The sequence below is a fragment of the Undibacterium sp. 5I1 genome, assembly GCF_034314085.1.
In the GTDB taxonomy this organism is placed as follows: domain Bacteria; phylum Pseudomonadota; class Gammaproteobacteria; order Burkholderiales; family Burkholderiaceae_D; genus Undibacterium.
Map to the genome: position 1 here is coordinate 4580725 of NZ_JAVIWI010000001.1, position 21014 is coordinate 4601738.

The window sequence follows — 21014 nt, forward strand, 5'->3', positions numbered from 1 at the left end:
AGCAGGAAAAATCTACAATCTCAAGAAGTGGCACTGACAAGAGATTTGATATTGACATGCTGGGCAACATCTTTTGCGTTCCACTCATGTTAATAAATCGGATGTGCATCGTTTGCCGGAGTAACTGTATATTGATCATTGAGTATTCATCAAATTTGGAAACGAAGAATTGATCAAATAAACACAATGCATAACAGTTTAGATATTAAACCTATATTTTTTACCTCATTAGACGAACGTCTATAAATATCATTTAACGATAGTATGGTGTTCTTAGCAGGCGTCAAATATTGCTAAAAAAGCAATATTATTTGATGTGACAAACTAAAAAAATTTCACCAAAAAGTGTTTTAGTTACAAGCCGTTATGATGATCGATGCATACAAAGCAATCGCACAAAGTTTAAAATTAAGATGCGGCCTAAGCAATTGGTGACATCAGTCCTATGTAAATTCGATTTTTAAGTAACTTAATATTGACAATAGATTGGGCATAAGTTCATCTTGAACATCTTAGAATCAGCCCTCACTCAGACAGTCAAACGACTTAATCGCGATCAATTATGCGTCTCTAGCCAACCTAAAACGCCCCTATGGACCGGAAAACTACCGACACTATTCATAAGTGTTTCTGCATCGACCCAGGCCTCGTCTCCGAATTCTTTATCCCAGTCTCCACACCATGAGTTTTGCACCCGTACTATATTTCGACATACTTTTTTTTCACCATCTTTGCAAACTTCTTTGAAACCTGTAAGAACAACGGTGTGGTAGCTTTCTTTAAGGCATGAACCATCAGGTAGCACAACAGTACAAATTTCATTTAAAAGAACTGGGATATCTTTTGCTAAAATTTCTTTTGCTTTACCAACAAGATCAATTTTTTTTATTCTACTTTGCTCTTCAGAACTATTTGGGAAGCGACCAACATAAGGCTTCGGTATAATGTTAAGGTCGTTACAGGTAGCATCGCCAAATAAAACTTTATAGACAAACTCATCAAAGGTTTTCTTTTGCATCGCAGATCTAAGACCTTCGGATGTAAGACTTATTCCAAAACTTTCTTCAATACCTTGTAATATACAGGATTCGCAGGCTTCTGTTTCACCTTTAGCTTTGTTACTAGCATACAAATTTTCTAATTCGGCCAACTTTTTAACTAACGACTCATTCGTCTTATATTTATTAGCCAGCTTGTCTAATGGATAGCAAGCTTCAGATTTGAATTTAAAAGCAGCAGCTGCATTTCCAAGAGCAATTGTTGAAGCAGAACCACCTCCTAGATTCACATTCGTGTAGCTGTTAGGTAAATTATCAGGTCTAGTTGGCGAATTTTTTTTATTCCAGCTCATTACACTTATTGACGAAACTTCTTTATCCAGCGTTAAAGAGGCAGCACAGTTAGGTATATTATTAGCTTTGCAGTTATAAGCATCTATTACAAAAGCACCACTAGCCCCCCGCATGCTGGCACCTCTCCTTGGCATCTTTTTCTAGGCAAATTTTCAATTGTTTTTGAATATTTTATGTATGAATATTCGGCGCTGACCTTTGTAAAAGCCTTCGGTAACGTTATAGCATTAACATTACTGGCAATAGACCAAAGGAAAATAATAGAAAGATAGTTAAAAATTCTCATATTGTATTGAGATACCTTTATTCAGATAAATAATGAATATTCGACCACAGCCCAGCATACTGCTTTCGTAATGTACTTATTTTCAGCTTTTACTTTTTTAAATCCAAATACATTAGCCAGTAAAAACTTGAACGTAACTCTAGATCTTGATCGCGATTTCAATAATTTTAGAGCATTTAAACTGAAAAATTACTACTTTGATTCGAAAAAATAAGCTCGATCAACAACTTATGTTATTGAAAGGCGTCTGAACTTTCTAAGCAACCCAAAACAGCTTTCAGGCTCCCTTTGAATAGTAAATTAAGGGTCGTATAAAAAATTATTTTATTTTCGTTGCTGCTTCAAAATCAAAAAGACGAAATTTGCGTTTTACTCAAAGCCTTTTTCAAAAGCACTATAGCGTAAAGAAAGTATGGCATGTCCGCTGTTCTCAACGTCATTAGACAAAATTTATACAGCATCCCTTTCATGAAAATTTGCTGAGTCTGTAGTTGAAAAGATGTTTGGCATACAGCGCTGTAAAAAAATCGCCAGCGATACATTAGCCGACTTAAAACAGGCTGTAAGACTGGTACAAAAATTAGGTATTTCTCAAATATCTCATCGTAAATCCGCACTTTATGAAGCAAATTTTTCTGGACATTGCTTTCCTTACTACCAGTCTTCCATCCTATGCCCGTGATGTGAGTAGTAGCGACAGGCAGGTGATTTTGGATGCCGCTCGTTCTGTTGCAAGCACCAAGGCGGGTCAACCAGTGCGCTTAAAGGCGAGTAAACTCAATGTGGATCGAAATTGGGCAGTCTTGGTCGGGAATATTGTTCCCGTCGACGGTAAAGGCTTAGATTGGGATTTGACGTATGGTGAGTGCAACCCCCATTTAGACAAAATGTTATGGGTGGTACTGAACCAAAAACACAAGCGATGGACAGTTAAATACATCGAGATTTGTGCAGCCGAGCCACCTTATTGGAGCATGGAACAATACGGTGGTTTAGTCTGGCCGTGTGGTGTTTACAAAGGGCTGGAGGATGGTAGTGGCGAGACGCTGGATGTTCAGTGCCGCAAACAGATTAATGCTAGGCACTAACTGCCGTTTGGCGAGTAGTCAATTGGCGGCGTTGTCATCAGGGGGCGGGTAACCCCGCCCTGAGAGCGGAGTCACAAATTATTTAGTAACAGTAGCAGTAGTTGCTTGAGCTGGAGTCTGACTAGCTGATGCTGTTGGCGCAACTGGAGCTGTCGTTGCCGCAGGTGTTTGGACGCCGACTACTTCACCGATTTTGCGCAATATTATCGTTACAGATGATGGGTAATCAAAGCCTGCGCCTGTGTTTCTATCCACGATGTAACCAATTCCACCACCGAGCAAGATATTGCCCCAGACCGCGCCGTTAGATTTTGATACTAGCGCTGTGTTACCAGCTAAGTCGTCTTTTTTGCAGTCAATTGCCAAATCACCTGTGCTTTTATGCACGACAACACTGGCTGGTGATGTGACGAACCAAGAGCCTGCATCGTTTTTCAAAGTACAACCGATGCCAGCTACTTCTTTATTATCTTGGACGGTAATGACAGAAACTGGTTGCAGTTTTTCACCGGAAACAGATGCGCAGCCAGTCAGGACTAAAGCGGAGGTAATCACCAATAATTTGAACATGAAATCTTTCTTTTAGTTATTAGTAACGAATTGTTACCGTGCAGATAATAAATGAGATTATTTCCTGAGAAAATGGCATAGAAGAAATAGCCTAAATTTTGCGCTCTGTTCTTTCATTTTTGAGGCAAAAGTGTCGTATTTTGAGCTTTAAGATGAGTGATACGGATAGGATGCAACTACTTGTTTGCCTGTTTAGAAACTCATTTGCGGCCCAACAAAATACCCTACAATAACGGCTCGATCTCATTGCTAGGAAACCTCATGGCCGTTAATTCTCCCATCCCTGTCGCCGCTGATTTAAAACCTGTTGCGGGTATCCAGCTTGGCTATGCCGAGGCAGGTATTAAAAAACCGAATCGTAAAGACATTGTGGTGATGGTACTGGCACCTTCTGCCACCGTCTCTGGTGTGTTTACCACAAATCGTTTTTGTGCTGCGCCGGTCCAAGTATGTAAGGCGCATCTGGAAGGTCTGCACATCACGGCCGGTCCCATCCGTGCGTTGGTGGTAAATACGGGTAATGCCAATGCCGGGACGGGTGATGCTGGTCTGGCTGCGGCTAATGCCACTTGTGCCGCGCTGGCGGAACTGATGCAGTGCGAGGCATCACAGATTTTGCCGTTTTCAACGGGGGTGATTCTGGAGCCGTTGCCGGTAGATAAATTAATTGCCGGCTTGCCGCAAGCACTTGCTAATCTGAAAGAAGACAACTGGTTTCTGGCCGCAGAAGCGATCATGACGACCGACACTCAGCCAAAAGCTGCATCCGCTACGGTGGTAATTAATGGTCAGACTGTGACCATGACGGGCATCAGTAAAGGTGCTGGCATGATCAAGCCGAATATGGCGACAATGCTGGGTTACCTGGCGCTGGATGCGAAGGTCGCGCAACCTGTGCTGGATCATCTGGTGAAACAGGCGGCGGACAAATCGTTTAATTGCATTACGATTGATGGCGACACCTCGACCAATGATTCTTTCATGCTGATCGCTACTGGTGCTGCCGACGTAGAAGTCACAGAGATCGATTCGCCAGAATATAAATTATTGGCGGATGCGGTGATCGCCTTGTCGCAAAAACTGGCGCACATGATTATTCGGGACGGTGAGGGCGCAACTAAGTTTATGACGATCGCGGTAGAAGAAGGTCGTGATGTAGAAGAGTGCCGCAAGATTGCCTATTCGATCGCGCATTCTCCTTTGGTCAAAACGGCATTCTTCGCATCGGACCCCAACCTTGGCCGTATTCTGGCTGCGATTGGTTATGCTGGCGTGCTGGATTTAGATGTTAGCAAACTCAACTTGTATCTGGATGATGTCTGGGTTGCTAAAAACGGCGGGCGCAATCCTGATTATCGTGAGGAAGACGGTAAGCGCGTGATGCAGCAAAGCGAGATCACGATTCGCGTCAAACTGGCGCGCGGTGCGGCAGAGGCTACCGTCTGGACTTGCGATTTGTCGCATGATTATGTATCGATTAATGCTGACTATCGTTCTTAAATCTCGCTTTTAAATCTGGTCTTTGATCCTGGTTATTAAGCTTGGTTTTAAGGCAGGCGATTAGCTGCACCAAAATTCTCAATAAATTTGTCCCTAAAACTCGCCGGACTGTATGACTCAATTAGATCAATTTTTAATCCGTGCCGAGCAGGTATTAAACCGTTTAGAAACACTATTACCACCTGTAATGCCTGTGCCAGATTTTTCCTTGGCGACGGCATTTCGCTGGCGCAAGCGCGGCGGCAGCGGCAGTAGCGCAGCCTATTTGCAAGCGGTGCGTCATGCGTCTCATATTGCCTTAAGCGATCTGCATAACATCGCTAATCAGAAGCATCAGATAGAGCAAAATACTTTGCAATTCGTGAATGGCAAACCTGCCAATAATGTGTTGCTAACAGGCGCGCGTGGCACGGGTAAGTCGTCTTTAATCAAAGCTTGCCTGAACCAATTTGCCGATCAGGGTTTGCGTTTGATTGAGGTGGATAAATCGGATCTGGCCGATTTGCCGGATATTGTCGATCTGGTGGCGGAACGTCAAGAGCGCTTTATCATTTTTTGCGATGATCTGTCATTTGAAGACGGCGAAGCAGGTTACAAGGCGTTGAAGGTTGCACTCGATGGCAGCATCGCGACGCAGTCTGATAATGTGCTGATCTATGCGACCTCAAATCGGCGCCATTTGTTGCCGGAGAAGATGTCGGATAACGCTAGTTATACCCATGGTGATGATGGTGATCTGCATCCCGGTGAGACGGTGGAAGAGAAAATCTCTTTGTCCGAGCGCTTTGGCCTGTGGGTGTCGTTTTATCCGTTTAAGCAAGATGATTACCTCAACATCGTGGCGCATTGGTTGGGCAGCATGGGTTGTAACGCCGAGCAAATTACCGCAGCACGCGGTGATGCTTTGCGCTGGGCTTTGCAACGGGGATCGCGCTCGGGCCGTGTCGCCTGGCAATTTGCCCGTGATTACGCAGGCAAGTTAGCCTAATTCTTTTGGTATGTATTTATATACCGGGGTAGAGTACAAGTGTTTTATTGCCTATCGTCCAAATAATACTTGGACAATTAAAAATACTCCCCTTATTTCTTTAATTTGATTAGGACTTATGCAAAACCGCCCCAGCTGCGTTGCAGCGACTAGCCGTACTAAAGTATCGTCGTCGCTACGCCTTGCTGGGACAATTTTGCGTAAGTCCTGCTGATATTGGCTCATTTATGACAAAACCCCCGATTGATGTTGCTGTTGGTATTTTGATGAAACCCAACGGTGACGTCTTGCTCGGACAGCGTCCGGCTGGCAAGCCGTATGAAGGTTACTGGGAGTTCCCAGGCGGTAAAGTTGAGGCGGGCGAAGATATTCTGGCTGCGCTGAAGCGCGAGTTTGTCGAGGAATTGGGTGTGCATATCCAGACGGCTGAGCCTTGGTGCGGAGTAGAGCATATTTATCCGCATGCTCATGTCCGGCTACATTTTTATATTAGCCGCGACTGGCAAGGCGAGCCACAAAGTCTGGAAGATCAGGCATTTGCCTGGCAGGGGAGTGTGGCTGTGTCCCCATTATTGCCAGCAACGATCCCGCTGCTAGAATGGTTAGATGTTTTGCGGGCAGAGTTGGTAGTCCGCCAAGCCTGATCAAGCTTAATTTGTAGAGCTGATACAAAACCGTCACCATTACATAAGCCTTAATCGGTCATATTTATCCGAATCTGAATCTGAATATGAGCACGTTTCTGTTGTGGTGAACTATGGATTTATACCGTTTTCCTGTGTGTATTTCACTACAGTGAGTAATTCCACGTATTGTTTCTTATTGCCAATACTGAAATCATCCAAATTCAAATCGATTTTTTGAAGGTTTTCTCGTCTTTTCTATTGTGTCGTATTAGAATTGATACACTGTATTTAAATCAATACGGCAGATGGATTGCAATATGCACTAGAAGAAAATCTCTAAATTTGTTCTAATCCCTATTAGATGTATTGAAAATGATACACGTCGGATTGGTTGACTCAGATTAAAATTTTCTAAGTCCATGAATTGATTCAATAAAATATTGTGGCACGGCGATTGCTAAGAAGAATCCCATGTGATGATCACAACGGAGATGCGCAGATGCAGCTAATAGCAGAACAGTCAGCGGAATATTCAGTAAAACATTCTGGAGCAGCTGGACGTGCCGGCGCCGTGCTGACAATTAATCTGCAAGCTCTGCGCTATAACTATCGCTTTCTTCAAAACAAACTAGGGCGGGCTCGATGCGGCGCAGCCGTTAAAGCAGATGCCTATGGTCTGGGCGCTGTAAGAGTCGCCTTAGCTTTGCAAGAAGAAGGCTGCCGAGATTTTTTTGTGGCACATCTTGATGAGGCAATTGCACTCCGTCCCCACTTGTTAAAAGACAGCATGTTGTATGTCATGCACGGGCCGCCAGTGGGATATGAGGCTGAATTTTTAGAACACGCCTGTACACCCGTTTTAAATAGTTTGGAGCAAATCGCCGCATGGCGTCGCCTTGCTCAGGCCAAACAAACCTCCTTGCTTGCATTTATTCAAGTCGATACAGGTATGTCGCGCATGGGCTTATCGACTAAAGAGGTCAATGCCTGGATTGCTGATCCCTCCTTAACCCAAGGCATTGCTATTAGTCACCTGATGAGTCACCTGGCTTGCGCCGAAGATCAGCAGCATCCAATGAATCAGCAGCAATTACAGACCTTTAAAACCCTGCGCGCTCAATTGCCCGCTTGCGCCGCTAGCTTGGCAAACTCTTCCGGTATTTTTTTAGGCTCTGACTTTCACTTCAATCTTGCTCGTCCCGGTGCTGCTTTATATGGCGTAGCACCCGTTGCCGGGCAAGCAAATCCTTTGAAGGCAGTCGCTTTATTGCAAGGCAAAATCATCCAGATTCGCGATATTCCTGCAGGTACTGGCGTTGGCTACAGTCTGACGTATCGCAGTCAGCAGCCGCGCAAGATTGCGACCGTGGCCGTTGGTTATGCCGATGGCTGGATGCGTAGCCTGAGCAACCGTGGCGTGGCATATATCGCTGGCCAGCCTGCGCCTATGGTCGGCAATGTGTCAATGGATACGATTACGCTGGATGTCAGCGATATTGCCCCGGAGAGTTTATATCCTGGTGCAGCGGTAGACCTGCTATCTGCTACTAACACAGTCGATATGGTTGCCAAACTGGCTGGCACGATCGGCTATGAAATCCTGACCAGTCTGGGGCAGCGTTATTATCGTGAATATACCGATGCCGTTTCTTCTGGATCTTCCAGCTCAAGTTTGTCTATCGATTCCGAATTACAGCATCAAAAATCTCAGCATAAAGTAACAAGTCATTCCGGCACTGTCAATACAGACGCCATTAAGGGAGAAGCACAATGAAAGTAGTCATACTCGGCGCAGGTGTGATTGGTACGGCATCGGCTTATTATCTGGCGAAGGCGGGGCATGAGGTTACGGTCATAGAGCGTCAGCCTGCTGCAGCTCTGGAAACCAGTTATGCCAATGCAGGTGAGGTTTCTCCTGGTTATTCGGCACCGTGGGCTGGTCCTGGTGTGCCAATGAAAGCTATTAAATGGCTAATGATGAAACACAGTCCGCTGGCGATACGTCCTAGTTTAGATCCTCATATGTGGCGCTGGGTAACCCAGATGCTGTTTAATTGCACAACCAAGCGCTACGAAATCAACAAAGGTCGTATGTTGCGGATGGCAGAATATAGCCGTGACACTTTGCAAGAATTACGTGCCGAGACAGGTATCCATTACGACGAGCGCACCCAAGGCACTTTGCAATTGTTCCGGAATCAGGCTCAGGTGGAGGCAGCGCAAGCAGATATCGCTATTTTAAAAAGTTATGGCGTGCCGTATGAGTTACTGGATAAAGCAGCGTGTCTGGCAGTGGAGCCAGCTTTAAAGCATGTGCAAGAGAAGTTTATCGGTGCTTTGCGTTTGCCCGGCGATGAGACTGGCGATTGCTTTAAATTTACTCAAAATCTAGCCAAATTGGCTGAGGATTTGGGAGCCCAGTTTAAGTACGGCGTAAGCATAGAAAAATTGCTGCATGAGGGCGATAAAATCACTGGTGTGAAAACCTCAGCAGGTACTTTTCAGGGTGATTCTTATGTACTTGCTCTTGGCAGTTATTCGCCAATATTACTACGTGAGCTGGGTATTAAAATCCCTGTTTATCCGATCAAAGGTTATTCAATCACTGTCCCTATCACCGATGTGTCAGGCGCACCGGAATCCACCGTGATGGATGAAACCTATAAGGTCGCGATTACGAGACTGGGAGATCGTATCCGCGTTGGCGGCACGGCTGAAATTACTGGTTATGACTTGCGACTGCGTGAAGATCGCCGTGCAACGCTGGTGCACTCTGTTACCGATTTATTCCCGCATGGCGGCGATGTAGAAAAGGCCGAATTCTGGACTGGTCTGCGTCCGATGACGCCAGATGGCACGCCAATTGTTGGTCCCACACCTTATCGTAATTTGTATCTTAATACTGGTCATGGCACCTTAGGTTGGACGATGTCTTGTGGCTCTGGCCGCTTCATCGCTGATGTCGTATCCAACAAACGCCCGGCAATTTCTACCGAAGGCTTGTACATGGATCGTTATGGCAGCGTCAATCGTCCCATCATTGTCTCTAAGGAGTTGCAAGCATGAATTTAATTGAACGCGAACATTTGGTCTCTACTACAGAGATATTTGCTGACCCGACTTTAAATATGCGTTTTTATATCGCAATTGAATTATTAGCGCAGATTGTGATGGTAATGCCCCGCACAGCGACGGTCGCTTCATTAGCGCAGGCTACCGGTAAAACACCAAGGTTGGTACGTTCGATATTGTCCACTCTGAGCAAAGATGGCCTGGTCGCACGCGATGTAAAAGAGAAGGACGCCTGGCATTGCCGCTCTTGTAACGGGATTATTACGCTGGCCGATATTTATCGTTGCTTTTGTCTGGCAGAGGAAAAAGCAGTCGCTAAAGCAGAAGAAAAAGCACGTATAGAATCCGATGCAAAAGCAGAGCAAGCAGCGATTGATGCTGAGGCTAATGGAGATTCTGAGCAAATAGCGGATCGTGCTTCAGAGCGTGATAAGCAAACCAGACCCCGTAGCTCAAACCAACAAAGTGTTGATCTGCTGATGATGCAAGTCAAAATGACGGTTAATCGTGCGGTGTTCCAGCAACTAGAGCAATTTGATCTTGGGCGCTTGCGCGGTTTGGCATCGACTACCAGCTTCCGCAGTCATAACGCACGGCCGCGTGGTTACATTCCGGAACCGCATTAAACATGATTTGATCGGCTCCAATGCGCATTAATATTCAGTTTAAAGACAGAGTTGGTATTGCGCATGAAATACTGGCAGTGTTTGCTCTGCGTGGTTTGAATGTAGTTGGCGTAGAGGTTGATCCGCCGAATATTTATATCGATAGTCCAGAGTTGCTAGAGTTCATGCTGCCATCTCTGCAGCAAGACTGTGACCAAGTGCGTGGTGTCGGTAAGATTAACGTTCTGGATATTTTGCCTGGTAAGCGCCGTCGTCTCAACTTAGATACTGTGATGGCGGTGATGGAAGATCCCGTACTTGCTATTGACGCTAATGGCAAAGTTGTCATTGCTAATGCCGCCGCCGCTGCCGTGTCTGGTATGACGGAAGACATTCTTTGTCAGAAAAATCTACGTGATCTGCTGGAAGATCCTTTGGTCGAGCATGAATTGATTACCCATTCTTTTCATGTACCAAGTCGAGAAGTCATTCTCAATGGCGAGCCGTTTTGGATGGACGTAACACCCGTCTCTGAGACTTTGTCAAATCCACAAATATCCAGTCTAACAATCAGCCAGACAACCAGTCCAATTAATATAAAACCCAATGGTCAGACTGTGGGTGCCGTACTGACTTTGCACGCCCCAAAGCGTATGGGAGGGCGGTTACATGCGCTACAGCATTCTGAGGGTAGCGGTTTTCATTTCATTATCGGTGAGTCCGAGCAAATCAAGGCACTAAAAGTACGTGCAGCTAAAGTGGCTGTCGTGGATGCACCCTTGCTGATTACCGGTGAGACAGGGACCGGTAAGGAGTTATTAGCGCAAGCTTGCCACGGTGTCAGTGCTCGTAGCAACGCGCCTTTTCTGGAATTGAACTGTGCCGCTTTACCTGAGAGTTTGGCTGAGAGTGAATTGTTCGGTTATATGTCCGGCGCCTTCACCGGTGCGCAACGTGGCGGTAAACCAGGCCTGATAGAAATGGCGGACGGCGGTACCGTATTTTTGGATGAGATTGGCGAAATGTCGCTCTACTTGCAAGCGAAGTTATTGCGCTTCCTGAATGACGGCAAGTTTCGTCGCATTGGTGGTGATAAAGAGGTTAAGGTTAACGTTCGCATTATCAGCGCCACCCACCGTAATTTGCGCAAGATGGTACATGAAGGCTTATTCCGTGAAGATCTGTTTTATCGGCTGAACGTACTTCATTTAGAAATGCCAGCCTTACGCGAAAGACCAGACGATATTTTGCAATTAGCCCGGCATTTTATTGAACGCGCCTGCACTCAGGCGCAAAAGCCCGTGTGTCGTTTGAACTCGGCCGCTTGCGCCGCGTTGTTGTCTAATCGTTGGCCTGGTAATGTCCGCCAGCTTCAGAATGTGGTTTTTAGAGCGATCACTATGTCTGATCAGCGTGTATTAGACGCAGCAGATTTAGATTGGGCTGAGGGTAGTATCACGGCAGACGAGGTTCATATTGATGCTGCCGAAAGCTGGGAGCTGTCCGTTAGAGAGTTTGAATCAGCCTTGCTAGAAAAGCTCTACTCACAATATCCATCTAGCCGCAAACTTGCTGCCAGATTAGATACGTCACACTCAATGATCGCGGCTAAACTCAGGAAATACGGCATACCTCAAAAACGCTGATACTTATCCCAAACATTGATTTTTGAATGGCAATCAAGAGCGAGCAGGTAGATTTAATGAGAGTTAATGACTTGATTGTGATAAATCTTCGTCAGGCTCTTCTGGTAAGTTGACTGCAGGGATTGTATATTTTTCTTCAGCCCATGCGCCCAAATCAATTTGTTTGCAGCGATCAGAGCAAAAAGGCCGGTAAGGACTCGCTTCCGACCAAACCACTTTTTTGCCGCAAGTAGGGCAATCTACAACTGTACTCATATAATTAATTCCAACTAAAGACGATCAGCGCATTGCACGATATCGCCATACAAAAACTTTTATAAGCACTCAACTCAAGGTTTATGAGTAGTGCGTAGCAAACAAAAAATTAAAAATTACAAAGTGTCAGATCAAATGGAATATCGCTTTCAAATGCCTTAGGTTTCATCGTTCCATCTTGCGACATAAAGCGTATCCAAAGCATATATTTATTAGCAGAAATTTCTGGAATAGCGCCCATATCTTGTACTAAAGTGACGCGTAACAGCTGATAAATTTTCCCTTGTAGCATTTGCTGATAACTGCCTGTTTGTGCAATCACTTTTGTAGTTACGCCAGACTCACGTAATAACCTCAGCACAATATTGATCGCATCAAATAGAGGAGCTATAGGTGCAAACCAGTTAGAGATATCGGAAAAGCGTTTTTCAGAGGTATTTTTTTGCCAGGCATGATAGCTAGGGAGATCAAATTCGCAAGCGCCGCCTGGAATAATGGTACGACCGCGAATACTCATCAACCATTCGTTATCGCGAACATTTTGCCCAGTCTTACCTGTGGAGGCAATTAGAGCACTACTTGCACGATCAACTTCATCCAGAATTTGATCCAGCATATCCGCTTGTACATTTGGATTTGATTTGAAGCTGATGAGAGTATGTTTTTGTCGTTCTAGTTCTTGGAGTAAATCAGACTTAAGGTCGGCACGACCAGCAACCTCCAGCATTTCAAAAATGGTGGACAGTGCGACGTGATGCTGCATAGGATCAGACTGATGTAGAAAAAAAGTGAATTTTTCATACAGATCTTCTAGCCGCAATAACGTGCGAATACGCTCGTTAAAAGGGTATTCGTAAACAATCAAAATAATGTCCTTGTTTAAATTGGTGCCAACGCGCAAGTGCCATATGATTCTGAACCATGCTGACTAAAATTACAAACGTTGTATGAGGATTATCAGTCATTTTCCTCGAGATTAATCAAGGATGATTTGGCTAATTGCAGATATTGACTGTGTAACTTTATAACCTGCTTATGAATCTGCGTTAAATCGCCCTCATTAAAAATAATATCGTCGGCGGCTTCAAGTCTTTGTTCTCGACTGACTTGAGCGTGCATGATGGCTAGTACTTGCTCTTGACTCAATCCATTTCTTGCCATAACACGGCTAATTTGAGTTTCTTCTTGGCAGTCGACTACTAATATTCGGCTGACTTTTTGTCTCCAATTGCTAGATTCGACCAATAGGGGAACAACAAATATAGTGTAAGCGCCATTTACGTTTTTTGCCGCTCGATTTGTTTCTTGACGTATTAACGGGTGAAGAATATTCTCAAGTTGTAATTTCTTTGCTGGATCGGCAAATACGCATTCGCGCATTTTTGCTCGATCCATTGCTCCATCAGGTTGAATAAATTCTGCACCAAATTCATTTTGGATTGGTTTAATAGCTATTCCATTGGCTGCAGTAAGTTCATGGGCGATTAGGTCGGTATCAACCAGACTTGCGCCAAGCTCTGCGAACATATTGGCAATAGTAGTTTTACCACTTCCAATACCCCCAGTAAGTCCTAAACTAAAGGCGCTTATTGCATGCATTAGCCTAGTAATCCCAAATAGTGTTGAGACAGCGTTTTCCCCCAAATTAGCGCAATTAAACCCGCCCCTGCCAAATAAGGGCCGAATGGAATGGGATTATTTCTACCCATTTTTTTAAAAACGATCATGCTAATACCAACTACAGCACCGACGGCCGAGGAGAGCAACACAATCACTGGTAGCATGCTCCAACCCATCCACGCGCCAAGCGCTGCGAGTAGTTTGAAATCACCATAACCCATGCCATCTTTTCCAGTAGCTAGCTTAAACAACCAGTAGATCGACCATAGACTTAAATATCCAGCAACCGCGCCGATCACTGCATCAGTAAGTGGTGTAAAGGTAGTATTCAGGTTAATTAGAAGACCGCACCAAAGCAATGGTAGCGTTAGATCGTCAGGCAACAATTGAGTATCGGCATCTATAAATGTCATGGCAATTAGAAGCCAGCCAAATAACACTGCTCCCAGTCCTGCAAGCCCACTGCCAAAATGCCAGACCAACAAAGCGGATATCGCGGCAGTTAGTAATTCTACTATTGGATAACGGATAGAAATTGGTGCTTTGCAACCTGCGCATTTACCACCGATCATTATGTAGCTAATGACGGGGATATTTTCTACGGCCGTAATTTGATGTCCGCAATTAGGGCATGCAGAGCGCGGTACCATTAAATTATAGCGATCTGTATGAGGCAGTACTTCACCTTTCTCACTGGCCACGTAATTGTCAGATTCACGCTGCATCATCTTTGGAACTCGATGAATTACAACATTGAGGAAGCTACCAACTAACAAGCTAATAATACCTACCGCACCAGTGCTGATCCAGTTGTTTGGCGTAGTAAAGAAAATTAATTCCCACATTAAACGACTTGTCCTAATTTGAAAATTGGCAAATACATTGCAACGACTAGACCACCAATTATTACACCAAGTATTACCATAATCATTGGTTCCATCAGGCTTGACAGCGATGAAACAGCTTCATCTACTTCTTCTTCATAAAAGTCAGCAACTTTACCCAACATTTGATCTAACGCACCTGACTCCTCTCCAATAGAAACCATTTGCGTCACCATATTGGGAAAAACATTAGAGTTTTGCATTGCAACAGTAAGGCTTGTACCTGTGCTTACCTCTGTTTGAATTTTAATTGTTGCATCGAGATAAACAGCATTGCCCGCTGCACCACCGACTGAGTCTAGTGACTCAACCAAAGGTACGCCGGCAGCAAACATAGTTGCTAAAGTACGCGTCCAGCGTGCAATGGTTGCTTTTCTAATAACTGCGCCAAATACCGGGGCTTGTAGCAGTAATCTATCCATCGTTCGCTGCATGCTAAGCGAGCGTTGCCAGGATTGAAAGAAAAAATAGATACTTCCGAAGATGCCTCCAAATATCAGATACCAATTTTTTACGAAAAAATCAGAAATTGCCATAACAAAAAGAGTTGGTGCTGGAAGAGTGGCTCCAAAGCTTGAAAATACGTCTTTGAACGCTGGTACAACCCAAATCATGATTACAGCGGTGACAATGAATGCAATTGATAAGATTGCTATTGGGTAAGTTAATGCAGATTTAATCTTAGCCTTAATCGCTAATGTTTTTTCTTTGTAAATAGCAAGCCTAGTCAGCAAATCCTCTAGTATACCTGCTTGTTCGCCTGCATCAACTAGATTGCAAAATAAAGGGTCGAAATACAGGGGAAATTTACGGAATGCTTGACTTAGGCTTGTTCCGGTTTCAACGTCCCCCCTAATATCTTGCAAAAGTTTGGAAACAGATGGATTTTCATTTCCCTTCGCGACAATATCAAAAGATTGCAATAGAGGAACGCCTGCTCGCATCATAGTTGCCAGTTGACGCGTAAATAAGGTAATGTCTTTATCAGTAACTCTTTTGCCCGAAGTATAACTTTTTTTCTTAACTTTACTAACTAGAACACCCTGACGTCTTAACGTTGCGTTGACTATGGCTTCACCTCCGGCGCGTATTTCACCGCGTACCGTTTTGCCAAATTTATCTTTGCCCTCCCAAGCGTATAAATATTCTTTAATTTGCGGAGTTTTTGGTGCTGTTTTTGGTGTGGTAGCCATATTGCTATCCCATTATTCGTTGGTACAGCCTAGGACTTCTTCCAAGCTTGTGAGTCCTTGCTTAACTTTTTGTAATCCAGATTTTCTAAGACTTCTTACACCTTCTTTTTCGGATTGTTTTTCAATTTCTAACGATGTGCCGTTTGAAAGAATAATACGTTCAATTGCTTCAGTAATTGGCATTATCTGATAAATGCCTACTCGTCCTTTGTAGCCACTACCGCTGCAGCGTTCACAACCTACAGGATGGTAAGGTTTCCAAGTTCCGTCTAGCTCCTCATCTTTAAATCCAGCCTGAAGAAGAACTTCGTCTAATACATCGGCAGGCTTTTTACAGGTGCAAAGACGTCTAGCTAATCTCTGCGCAGTTATCAAAATGACTGAAGATGCAATATTAAACGGTGCTACGCCCATGTTCATGAGACGAGTCAGGGTAGAGGGGGCATCATTGGTATGCAAGGTTGAGAAAACCATATGGCCAGTTTGCGCCGCTTTGATCGCGATATCTGCAGTTTCCAGGTCACGAATTTCACCTACCATAATGACATCGGGATCTTGTCGAAGGAATGACTTTAAAGCGACCGGAAATGTTAAGCCCGCTCTGTCGTTGATATTAACTTGATTGACTCCTGGTAAGTTGATCTCAGCTGGATCTTCAGCGGTTGAAATATTGATGCCCGGTTTGTTAATCACGTTAAGGCAAGTATATAAAGAGACGGTTTTACCTGAGCCTGTCGGTCCGGTAACTAATACCATGCCATATGGACGTTGTATGGCATTCATCAGAATCTCTTTTTGATCAGGATCGTAACCTAGCGCATCAATACCCATTTGCGCTTGAGATCCATCCAAAATCCGCATAACTATTTTTTCGCCAAATAGCGTCGGCAGCGTACTCACTCGAAAATCAATTGCTTTGGACACAGATAAAACTAATTTCATACGCCCATCTTGGGGAACGCGCTTTTCAGAAATATCCAATTTAGAAATGACTTTTATCCGTGAAACTAGCTTGTCTTTAATTGCAATCGGTGGCTGTGCTATCTCACGAAGTTCTCCATCAACCCTGAACCGAATACGATAGAATTTCTCAAAAGGTTCAAAATGTAAATCGGAGGCGCCCATATTGATCGCATCGATCAACATTTTTTGTAAAAATTTTACGATTGGCGCATCGTCAACTTCGGCTGCCTGAGCATCAGCAGCGCCAGTATTAATGTCTTCCTCTTTAAATTCAATATCGTAGTCATCGCCGGATATATCACTTAAGCTTTGTTCCGACGTTTTACTCAGTTTTTCTAATAGTTTAAGCAGTGCATCGTGTTGTACAACCACAATTTCTATACCTAAACCCGTTTGAAATTTAATTTGATCTTGAGCGGAGACATTGGTTGGGTCGGAAACAGCCAAAGAAATTTTATTACCACGCTTGGCTAACGCTACGATGCGTTGTGTCTGCATCAATTTAGAATCAACAATTTTTTCGGGTAAGGTCGCCTCATTAAAAACGCCCAGATCGACTAAAGGATAGCCAAATGTTTCAGAACAAAATGCAGCAAGATCTCTCGCGTTGATTAGACCGCTTTGCAGTAAGCTGTCAACGAAGGGTTTTTTTTCTAACTGAGATTTTTTTTGTACGTCATCTATTTGTGATGCTGGCAAAACATTACCTTGGATTAGCGCTCTGGCAAGTCCTGAGGTTGGTAAGGCTGGAGTCGTATTCGGTAGAACTGCTGACATAAGATCTCACATAGGGCTCTTGCTCAAATTAATCGATGTTATCGTTGCTTTAAGATAATGCAACCAAGCACCTCTTTTGTAAAGGAGCGCACATCATTTGTTTGATGCATTTTGCCTAAAAAAATATAAAGAAGCACAACTGCTTAAAATAACCCATCCTAAATAATTTATATCGCGATCTTCATATCAATAAAAATTAATGATTTCTATCAACCGAAAATTTACAAAGCGCTAATAATGCATCTTTGTATTGACTGTCTTGGAGATGCTGGATAGATTGAATCGCACGATCTGCAGCTTTTATTGCTTTTGCACGCGTAAAGTCAAGTGCACCTGATTTAGTGATTGCTTCGAGTATCACATCAAATTTGGATTCATCTCCTTGTTCTATGCAGCTGCGGACAAGCTTTTTTTCTTCGTCGGTACCATTTTTCATTAAGTAAATTAGGGGCAGTGTTGGTTTCCCCTCCCTTAGATCGTCGCCTACGTTTTTTCCAATATCAACCGCGTTACCGGAATAATCCAGTACATCATCAATTAACTGAAATGCTGTTCCAAGGGAGCGGCCATATTCTGCGGCAGCCTCAATTTGTATAGGGTCTGCGCCAGCAATCAATGCGCCTACTTGTGCGGCTGCTTCAAATAATTTTGCAGTTTTTGAGCGAATTACTTGCAGATAGCGCTCTTCATTTACATCGGGGTCATGCATATTAAGTAGCTGTAATACTTCACCCTCTGCGATCACATTTGTTGCATCCGCCAGGATTTGCATGATTTGCATACTATTAATTGAAACCATCATTTGGAAAGCACGGGAATACAAGAAGTCGCCAACTAACACTGAGGCGGCATTACCAAACATGGCATTTGCAGTTTTTCGCCCGCGACGCAAAGAAGATTCATCAACTACGTCATCGTGCAACAAGGTTGCCGTATGAATAAATTCAATAATTGCAGCTAGTTCGTGGTGCTGAGTGCCTCGATATTGATAGGCGTTAGCAACCAACAATACCAACACCGGGCGTATTCTTTTGCCGCCAGCATTGATAATATATTCAGCAATCTGATTGACTAAAGGTACTTCGGAGTGAAGCTTATTTCGAATCACCTGATTAACCGCAGTCATGTCGGTTGCGATGGATTCTGTGATACTTATTTGACGTGATGTTGTGGCAGACAAGGCGGTACCTGCTAAAAAATGCGTGTGAGTACTTAAGATAAGCATAGATTATACGATGCCAAGATGATTTCGCGTCAGGCCGAAACACTACGAGACTTATTCCCGCAACGACTTGCTGACGCAGGCTCTAATTTGGACGTTGATTTGTAAGAATTGCCCGCGGTTATCAGCCTCAGCGACAATTTGAGGAAAGTTTTGACGTCGTAGCTAAGTCTATGTATAATTGGAGGTTTTCCCGATTTATAAGCTTAATTTTTGGTTTATTCGGGGAATAAAAAATCGATTATTAATATCATTTGATGAGGTTTCACATGTACGCGGTCATAAAAACCGGTGGCAAACAATACAAAGTTGTCGCTGGTGAAAAACTTAAAGTAGAACAGATACCTGCAGACATTGGCTCCGAAATCACCATTGATCAAGTGCTCGCATTGGGCGCTGGTGACACCATTAAATTTGGTGCTCCCTTGGTCGCAGGTGCTACGGTGCTGGCTACGGTAATTTCGCAAGGTCGTCACGACAAAGTGCGCATTTTCAAAATGCGTCGTCGTAAGCATTACCAAAAGCGTCAAGGCCATCGCCAAAATTACACAGAACTGCAAATCGTTTCTATCAACGGCTAATCCTGTTTGATTTAATCAGAACCCAAGGAGCTAATAAATGGCACACAAAAAAGGCGGCGGCACCACGCGAAATGGTCGTGACTCAGAGTCAAAACGCTTAGGCGTTAAAGTTTACGGCGGCCAAACTATCAATGCTGGCGGTATCATCATTCGTCAACGCGGTACACGCGTTCACCCGGGTGAAAACGTTGGTATGGGCAAAGATCATACTTTGTTCGCATTGATCAACGGTAAAGTACAGTTTGCAATCAAAGGTGCAGCTCAGCACCAATACGCGATTGTTGTAGCAGCGTAATAGCTCGTTACAGACAGTACAATAAGGCGTAAGCCTGACGAAAAAGGCTCTGCCGTTGGTGGAGCCTTTTTAGTTTCAAAAGATCCTGTATAAATCTGTTGTCGGTATTTTAAACACGGTTTACACAAAGATTTATACAAGCTCTTTTTAGTAAGTGGTCTTGCATTGCTTGTTTTAATGGCAGGTTTTAAGCATCAAGCTACAGTTCCTGCTACTTTTTTTGACAAGGGTAGAGGATTAAGGCGCATTCGCTATTGATATTGAATTAATAATTAATTTATAACGAAGCGCGCCGAATTTATAGGTGAAACAAATGAAATTTATCGACGAAGCACGAATTGAAGTGATTGCTGGTGATGGCGGAAATGGTGTCGCCTCCTTCTGTCGTGAAAAATTCCGCCCATTTGGCGGCCCTGATGGCGGTGATGGCGGTAAGGGCGGCAGCATTATTGCGGTAGCTGATCGCAACATCAATACGCTAGTTGATTTTCGCTACGCAAAATTACACAAAGCGCGCGATGGGGAAAACGGTCGTGGTGCAGATTGCTATGGTAAAGGTGCAGACGATATTTTGCTACGTATGCCAGTCGGTACCTTGATTATTGATCGAAATACGGACGAATTGATTGCTGATTTAACCGAGCATGAGCAGCAAGTTGTATTGGTCAAAGGTGGCGAGGGTGGATGGGGGAATATTCACTTTAAATCATCTACCAATCGTGCGCCACGTCAACGTGGTGACGGCAAAGAAGGAGAACGTCGTGAATTACGTTTAGAGCTGAAAGTGCTGGCTGACGTTGGTTTGCTCGGCTTGCCAAATGCCGGTAAATCTACGTTTATTACTGCAGTATCGAACGCACGGCCTAAGATCGCTGATTATCCGTTCACGACATTGCATCCTAATTTGGGTATGGTTCGTGTCAGCCACGAAAAAAGTTTTGTGATTGCCGACATCCCTGGTTTGATCGAAGGCGCTGCGGATGGCGCTGGCCTGGGTATCCAATTTTTAAAGCATTTACAACGTACTGGTTTGCTACTGCATATAGTTGATCTGGCACCATTTGATGATAGCGTTGATCCGGTCAAAGATGCAAAAGCGTTGATCAAAGAACTGCGTAAATACGACGAATCTTTATACGAGAAGCCGCGCTGGTTAGTGTTGAATAAGCTCGATATGCTGAACGAAGAAGAGCGTAAAAAGAAAGTCAAAGACTTCGTAAAACGTTTTGGCTGGAAAGGTCCGGTATTTGAGATTTCCGCCTTAAATCGTGAAGGCTGTGAAGATTTAGTCACTGAAATTTACGCCTATCTTGCTGAAAAACGCATGCAAGAACAGCGTTCGCAAGAGACTCAGATGAAAGAAGAAGCGCAAGGCATTTTGTCGATCGATCCTGACGATCCTCGCTTTAAAGTGCTTGATTGAGTTTCAACTGAACTTCAACTGAATTTTAGCTGAGCTTCATTCCCCGTCGTCGCTGCACTCGCAGCGAC

20 protein-coding genes are annotated in these 21014 nt (G+C 44.1%); 11 read left to right on the plus strand and 9 right to left on the minus strand.

The window, feature by feature from the left end; translation table 11 throughout:
- Positions 1 to 556 precede the first annotated feature (556 nt).
- Positions 557 to 1465: a hypothetical protein gene (locus RGU72_RS20005; protein ID WP_322121420.1), complete on the minus strand. Its 909-nt coding sequence runs from the start codon at positions 1463 to 1465 to the stop codon at positions 557 to 559.
- A gap of 793 nt (positions 1466 to 2258) precedes the next feature.
- On the opposite strand from RGU72_RS20005, the gene RGU72_RS20010 reads away from it, so the two are divergent.
- Positions 2259 to 2726: a hypothetical protein gene (locus tag RGU72_RS20010; RefSeq protein WP_322121421.1), complete on the plus strand. Its 468-nt coding sequence runs from the start codon at positions 2259 to 2261 to the stop codon at positions 2724 to 2726.
- Positions 2727 to 2804: 78 nt separating this feature from the next.
- Here the strand turns inward: RGU72_RS20010 and RGU72_RS20015 are convergent, their stop codons facing one another.
- Positions 2805 to 3296, minus strand: a complete 492-nt coding sequence (locus RGU72_RS20015; protein ID WP_322121422.1) for a hypothetical protein — start codon at positions 3294 to 3296, stop codon at positions 2805 to 2807.
- Between the two features lie 261 nt (positions 3297 to 3557).
- Here RGU72_RS20015 and argJ point away from each other — a divergent pair, with 261 nt between their 5' ends.
- The 7 genes from argJ (at position 3558) to RGU72_RS20050 (ending at position 11733) form a co-directional block, all read left to right on the plus strand.
- On the plus strand, positions 3558 to 4796 hold the full coding sequence (gene argJ, locus RGU72_RS20020; RefSeq protein WP_322121423.1) for a bifunctional glutamate N-acetyltransferase/amino-acid acetyltransferase ArgJ: 1239 nt from the start codon (positions 3558 to 3560) through the stop codon (positions 4794 to 4796).
- 112 nt (positions 4797 to 4908) lie between these two features.
- A complete protein-coding gene (locus RGU72_RS20025) occupies positions 4909 to 5784 on the plus strand; it encodes an ATP-binding protein (RefSeq protein ID WP_322121424.1) in 876 nt (291 codons plus the stop codon).
- A gap of 227 nt (positions 5785 to 6011) precedes the next feature.
- On the plus strand, positions 6012 to 6428 hold the full coding sequence (locus RGU72_RS20030) for an NUDIX domain-containing protein (protein ID WP_322121425.1): 417 nt from the start codon (positions 6012 to 6014) through the stop codon (positions 6426 to 6428).
- Positions 6429 to 6909: 481 nt separating this feature from the next.
- Positions 6910 to 8184 carry an alanine racemase gene (gene alr, locus RGU72_RS20035; RefSeq protein ID WP_322121426.1) on the plus strand — a complete coding sequence of 425 codons (1275 nt, stop codon included), beginning with the start codon at positions 6910 to 6912 and terminating at the stop codon, positions 8182 to 8184.
- Positions 8181 to 9476: a D-amino acid dehydrogenase gene (locus RGU72_RS20040; RefSeq protein WP_322121427.1), complete on the plus strand. Its 1296-nt coding sequence runs from the start codon at positions 8181 to 8183 to the stop codon at positions 9474 to 9476. Before alr ends, RGU72_RS20040 begins: the two co-directional genes overlap by 4 nt.
- Complete coding sequence (locus tag RGU72_RS20045; protein ID WP_322121428.1) at positions 9473 to 10108, plus strand: hypothetical protein; 636 nt, start codon at positions 9473 to 9475, stop codon at positions 10106 to 10108. The genes RGU72_RS20040 and RGU72_RS20045 overlap by 4 nt, the downstream gene beginning before the upstream one ends.
- 20 nt (positions 10109 to 10128) lie before the next feature.
- On the plus strand, positions 10129 to 11733 hold the full coding sequence (locus RGU72_RS20050) for a sigma-54-dependent transcriptional regulator (RefSeq protein WP_322121429.1): 1605 nt from the start codon (positions 10129 to 10131) through the stop codon (positions 11731 to 11733).
- 63 nt (positions 11734 to 11796) lie between these two features.
- Here RGU72_RS20050 and yacG read toward each other — a convergent pair whose 3' ends face one another.
- From yacG to ispB, 7 genes are all read right to left on the minus strand, one after another.
- Entirely contained in the window at positions 11797 to 11988 is a 192-nt protein-coding gene (gene yacG / locus RGU72_RS20055) for a DNA gyrase inhibitor YacG (protein WP_322121430.1), read from the minus strand.
- 109 nt (positions 11989 to 12097) lie between these two features.
- Complete coding sequence (zapD, locus tag RGU72_RS20060; RefSeq protein WP_322121431.1) at positions 12098 to 12853, minus strand: cell division protein ZapD; 756 nt, start codon at positions 12851 to 12853, stop codon at positions 12098 to 12100.
- A 92-nt stretch (positions 12854 to 12945) separates the two neighbouring features.
- Positions 12946 to 13587, minus strand: coding sequence for a dephospho-CoA kinase (gene coaE / locus RGU72_RS20065; RefSeq protein WP_322121432.1), 642 nt, complete (start codon positions 13585 to 13587; stop codon positions 12946 to 12948).
- The gene (locus tag RGU72_RS20070; protein WP_322121433.1) at positions 13587 to 14453 is read right to left on the minus strand and encodes an A24 family peptidase; all 867 of its coding nucleotides are present in this window, start codon (positions 14451 to 14453) and stop codon (positions 13587 to 13589) included. Before RGU72_RS20070 ends, coaE begins: the two co-directional genes overlap by 1 nt.
- Positions 14453 to 15685: a type II secretion system F family protein gene (locus tag RGU72_RS20075; protein ID WP_322121434.1), complete on the minus strand. Its 1233-nt coding sequence runs from the start codon at positions 15683 to 15685 to the stop codon at positions 14453 to 14455. The genes RGU72_RS20070 and RGU72_RS20075 overlap by 1 nt, the downstream gene beginning before the upstream one ends.
- A 12-nt stretch (positions 15686 to 15697) precedes the next feature.
- Positions 15698 to 17425: a type IV-A pilus assembly ATPase PilB gene (pilB, locus tag RGU72_RS20080; protein ID WP_322121435.1), complete on the minus strand. Its 1728-nt coding sequence runs from the start codon at positions 17423 to 17425 to the stop codon at positions 15698 to 15700.
- 196 nt (positions 17426 to 17621) lie between these two features.
- Complete coding sequence (gene ispB / locus RGU72_RS20085; RefSeq protein WP_416200170.1) at positions 17622 to 18551, minus strand: octaprenyl diphosphate synthase; 930 nt, start codon at positions 18549 to 18551, stop codon at positions 17622 to 17624.
- Between the two features lie 365 nt (positions 18552 to 18916).
- On the opposite strand from ispB, the gene rplU reads away from it, so the two are divergent.
- The 3 genes from rplU to obgE all read left to right on the plus strand — a co-directional run bounded on the left by rplU (position 18917) and on the right by obgE (position 20946).
- Positions 18917 to 19228: a 50S ribosomal protein L21 gene (rplU, locus tag RGU72_RS20090; RefSeq protein ID WP_262835192.1), complete on the plus strand. Its 312-nt coding sequence runs from the start codon at positions 18917 to 18919 to the stop codon at positions 19226 to 19228.
- A gap of 37 nt (positions 19229 to 19265) precedes the next feature.
- Positions 19266 to 19523, plus strand: coding sequence for a 50S ribosomal protein L27 (gene rpmA, locus RGU72_RS20095; protein WP_322121437.1), 258 nt, complete (start codon positions 19266 to 19268; stop codon positions 19521 to 19523).
- A gap of 313 nt (positions 19524 to 19836) precedes the next feature.
- A complete protein-coding gene (gene obgE / locus RGU72_RS20100; protein WP_322121438.1) occupies positions 19837 to 20946 on the plus strand; it encodes a GTPase ObgE in 1110 nt (369 codons plus the stop codon).
- The last annotated feature ends 68 nt before the right edge of the window (positions 20947 to 21014 follow it).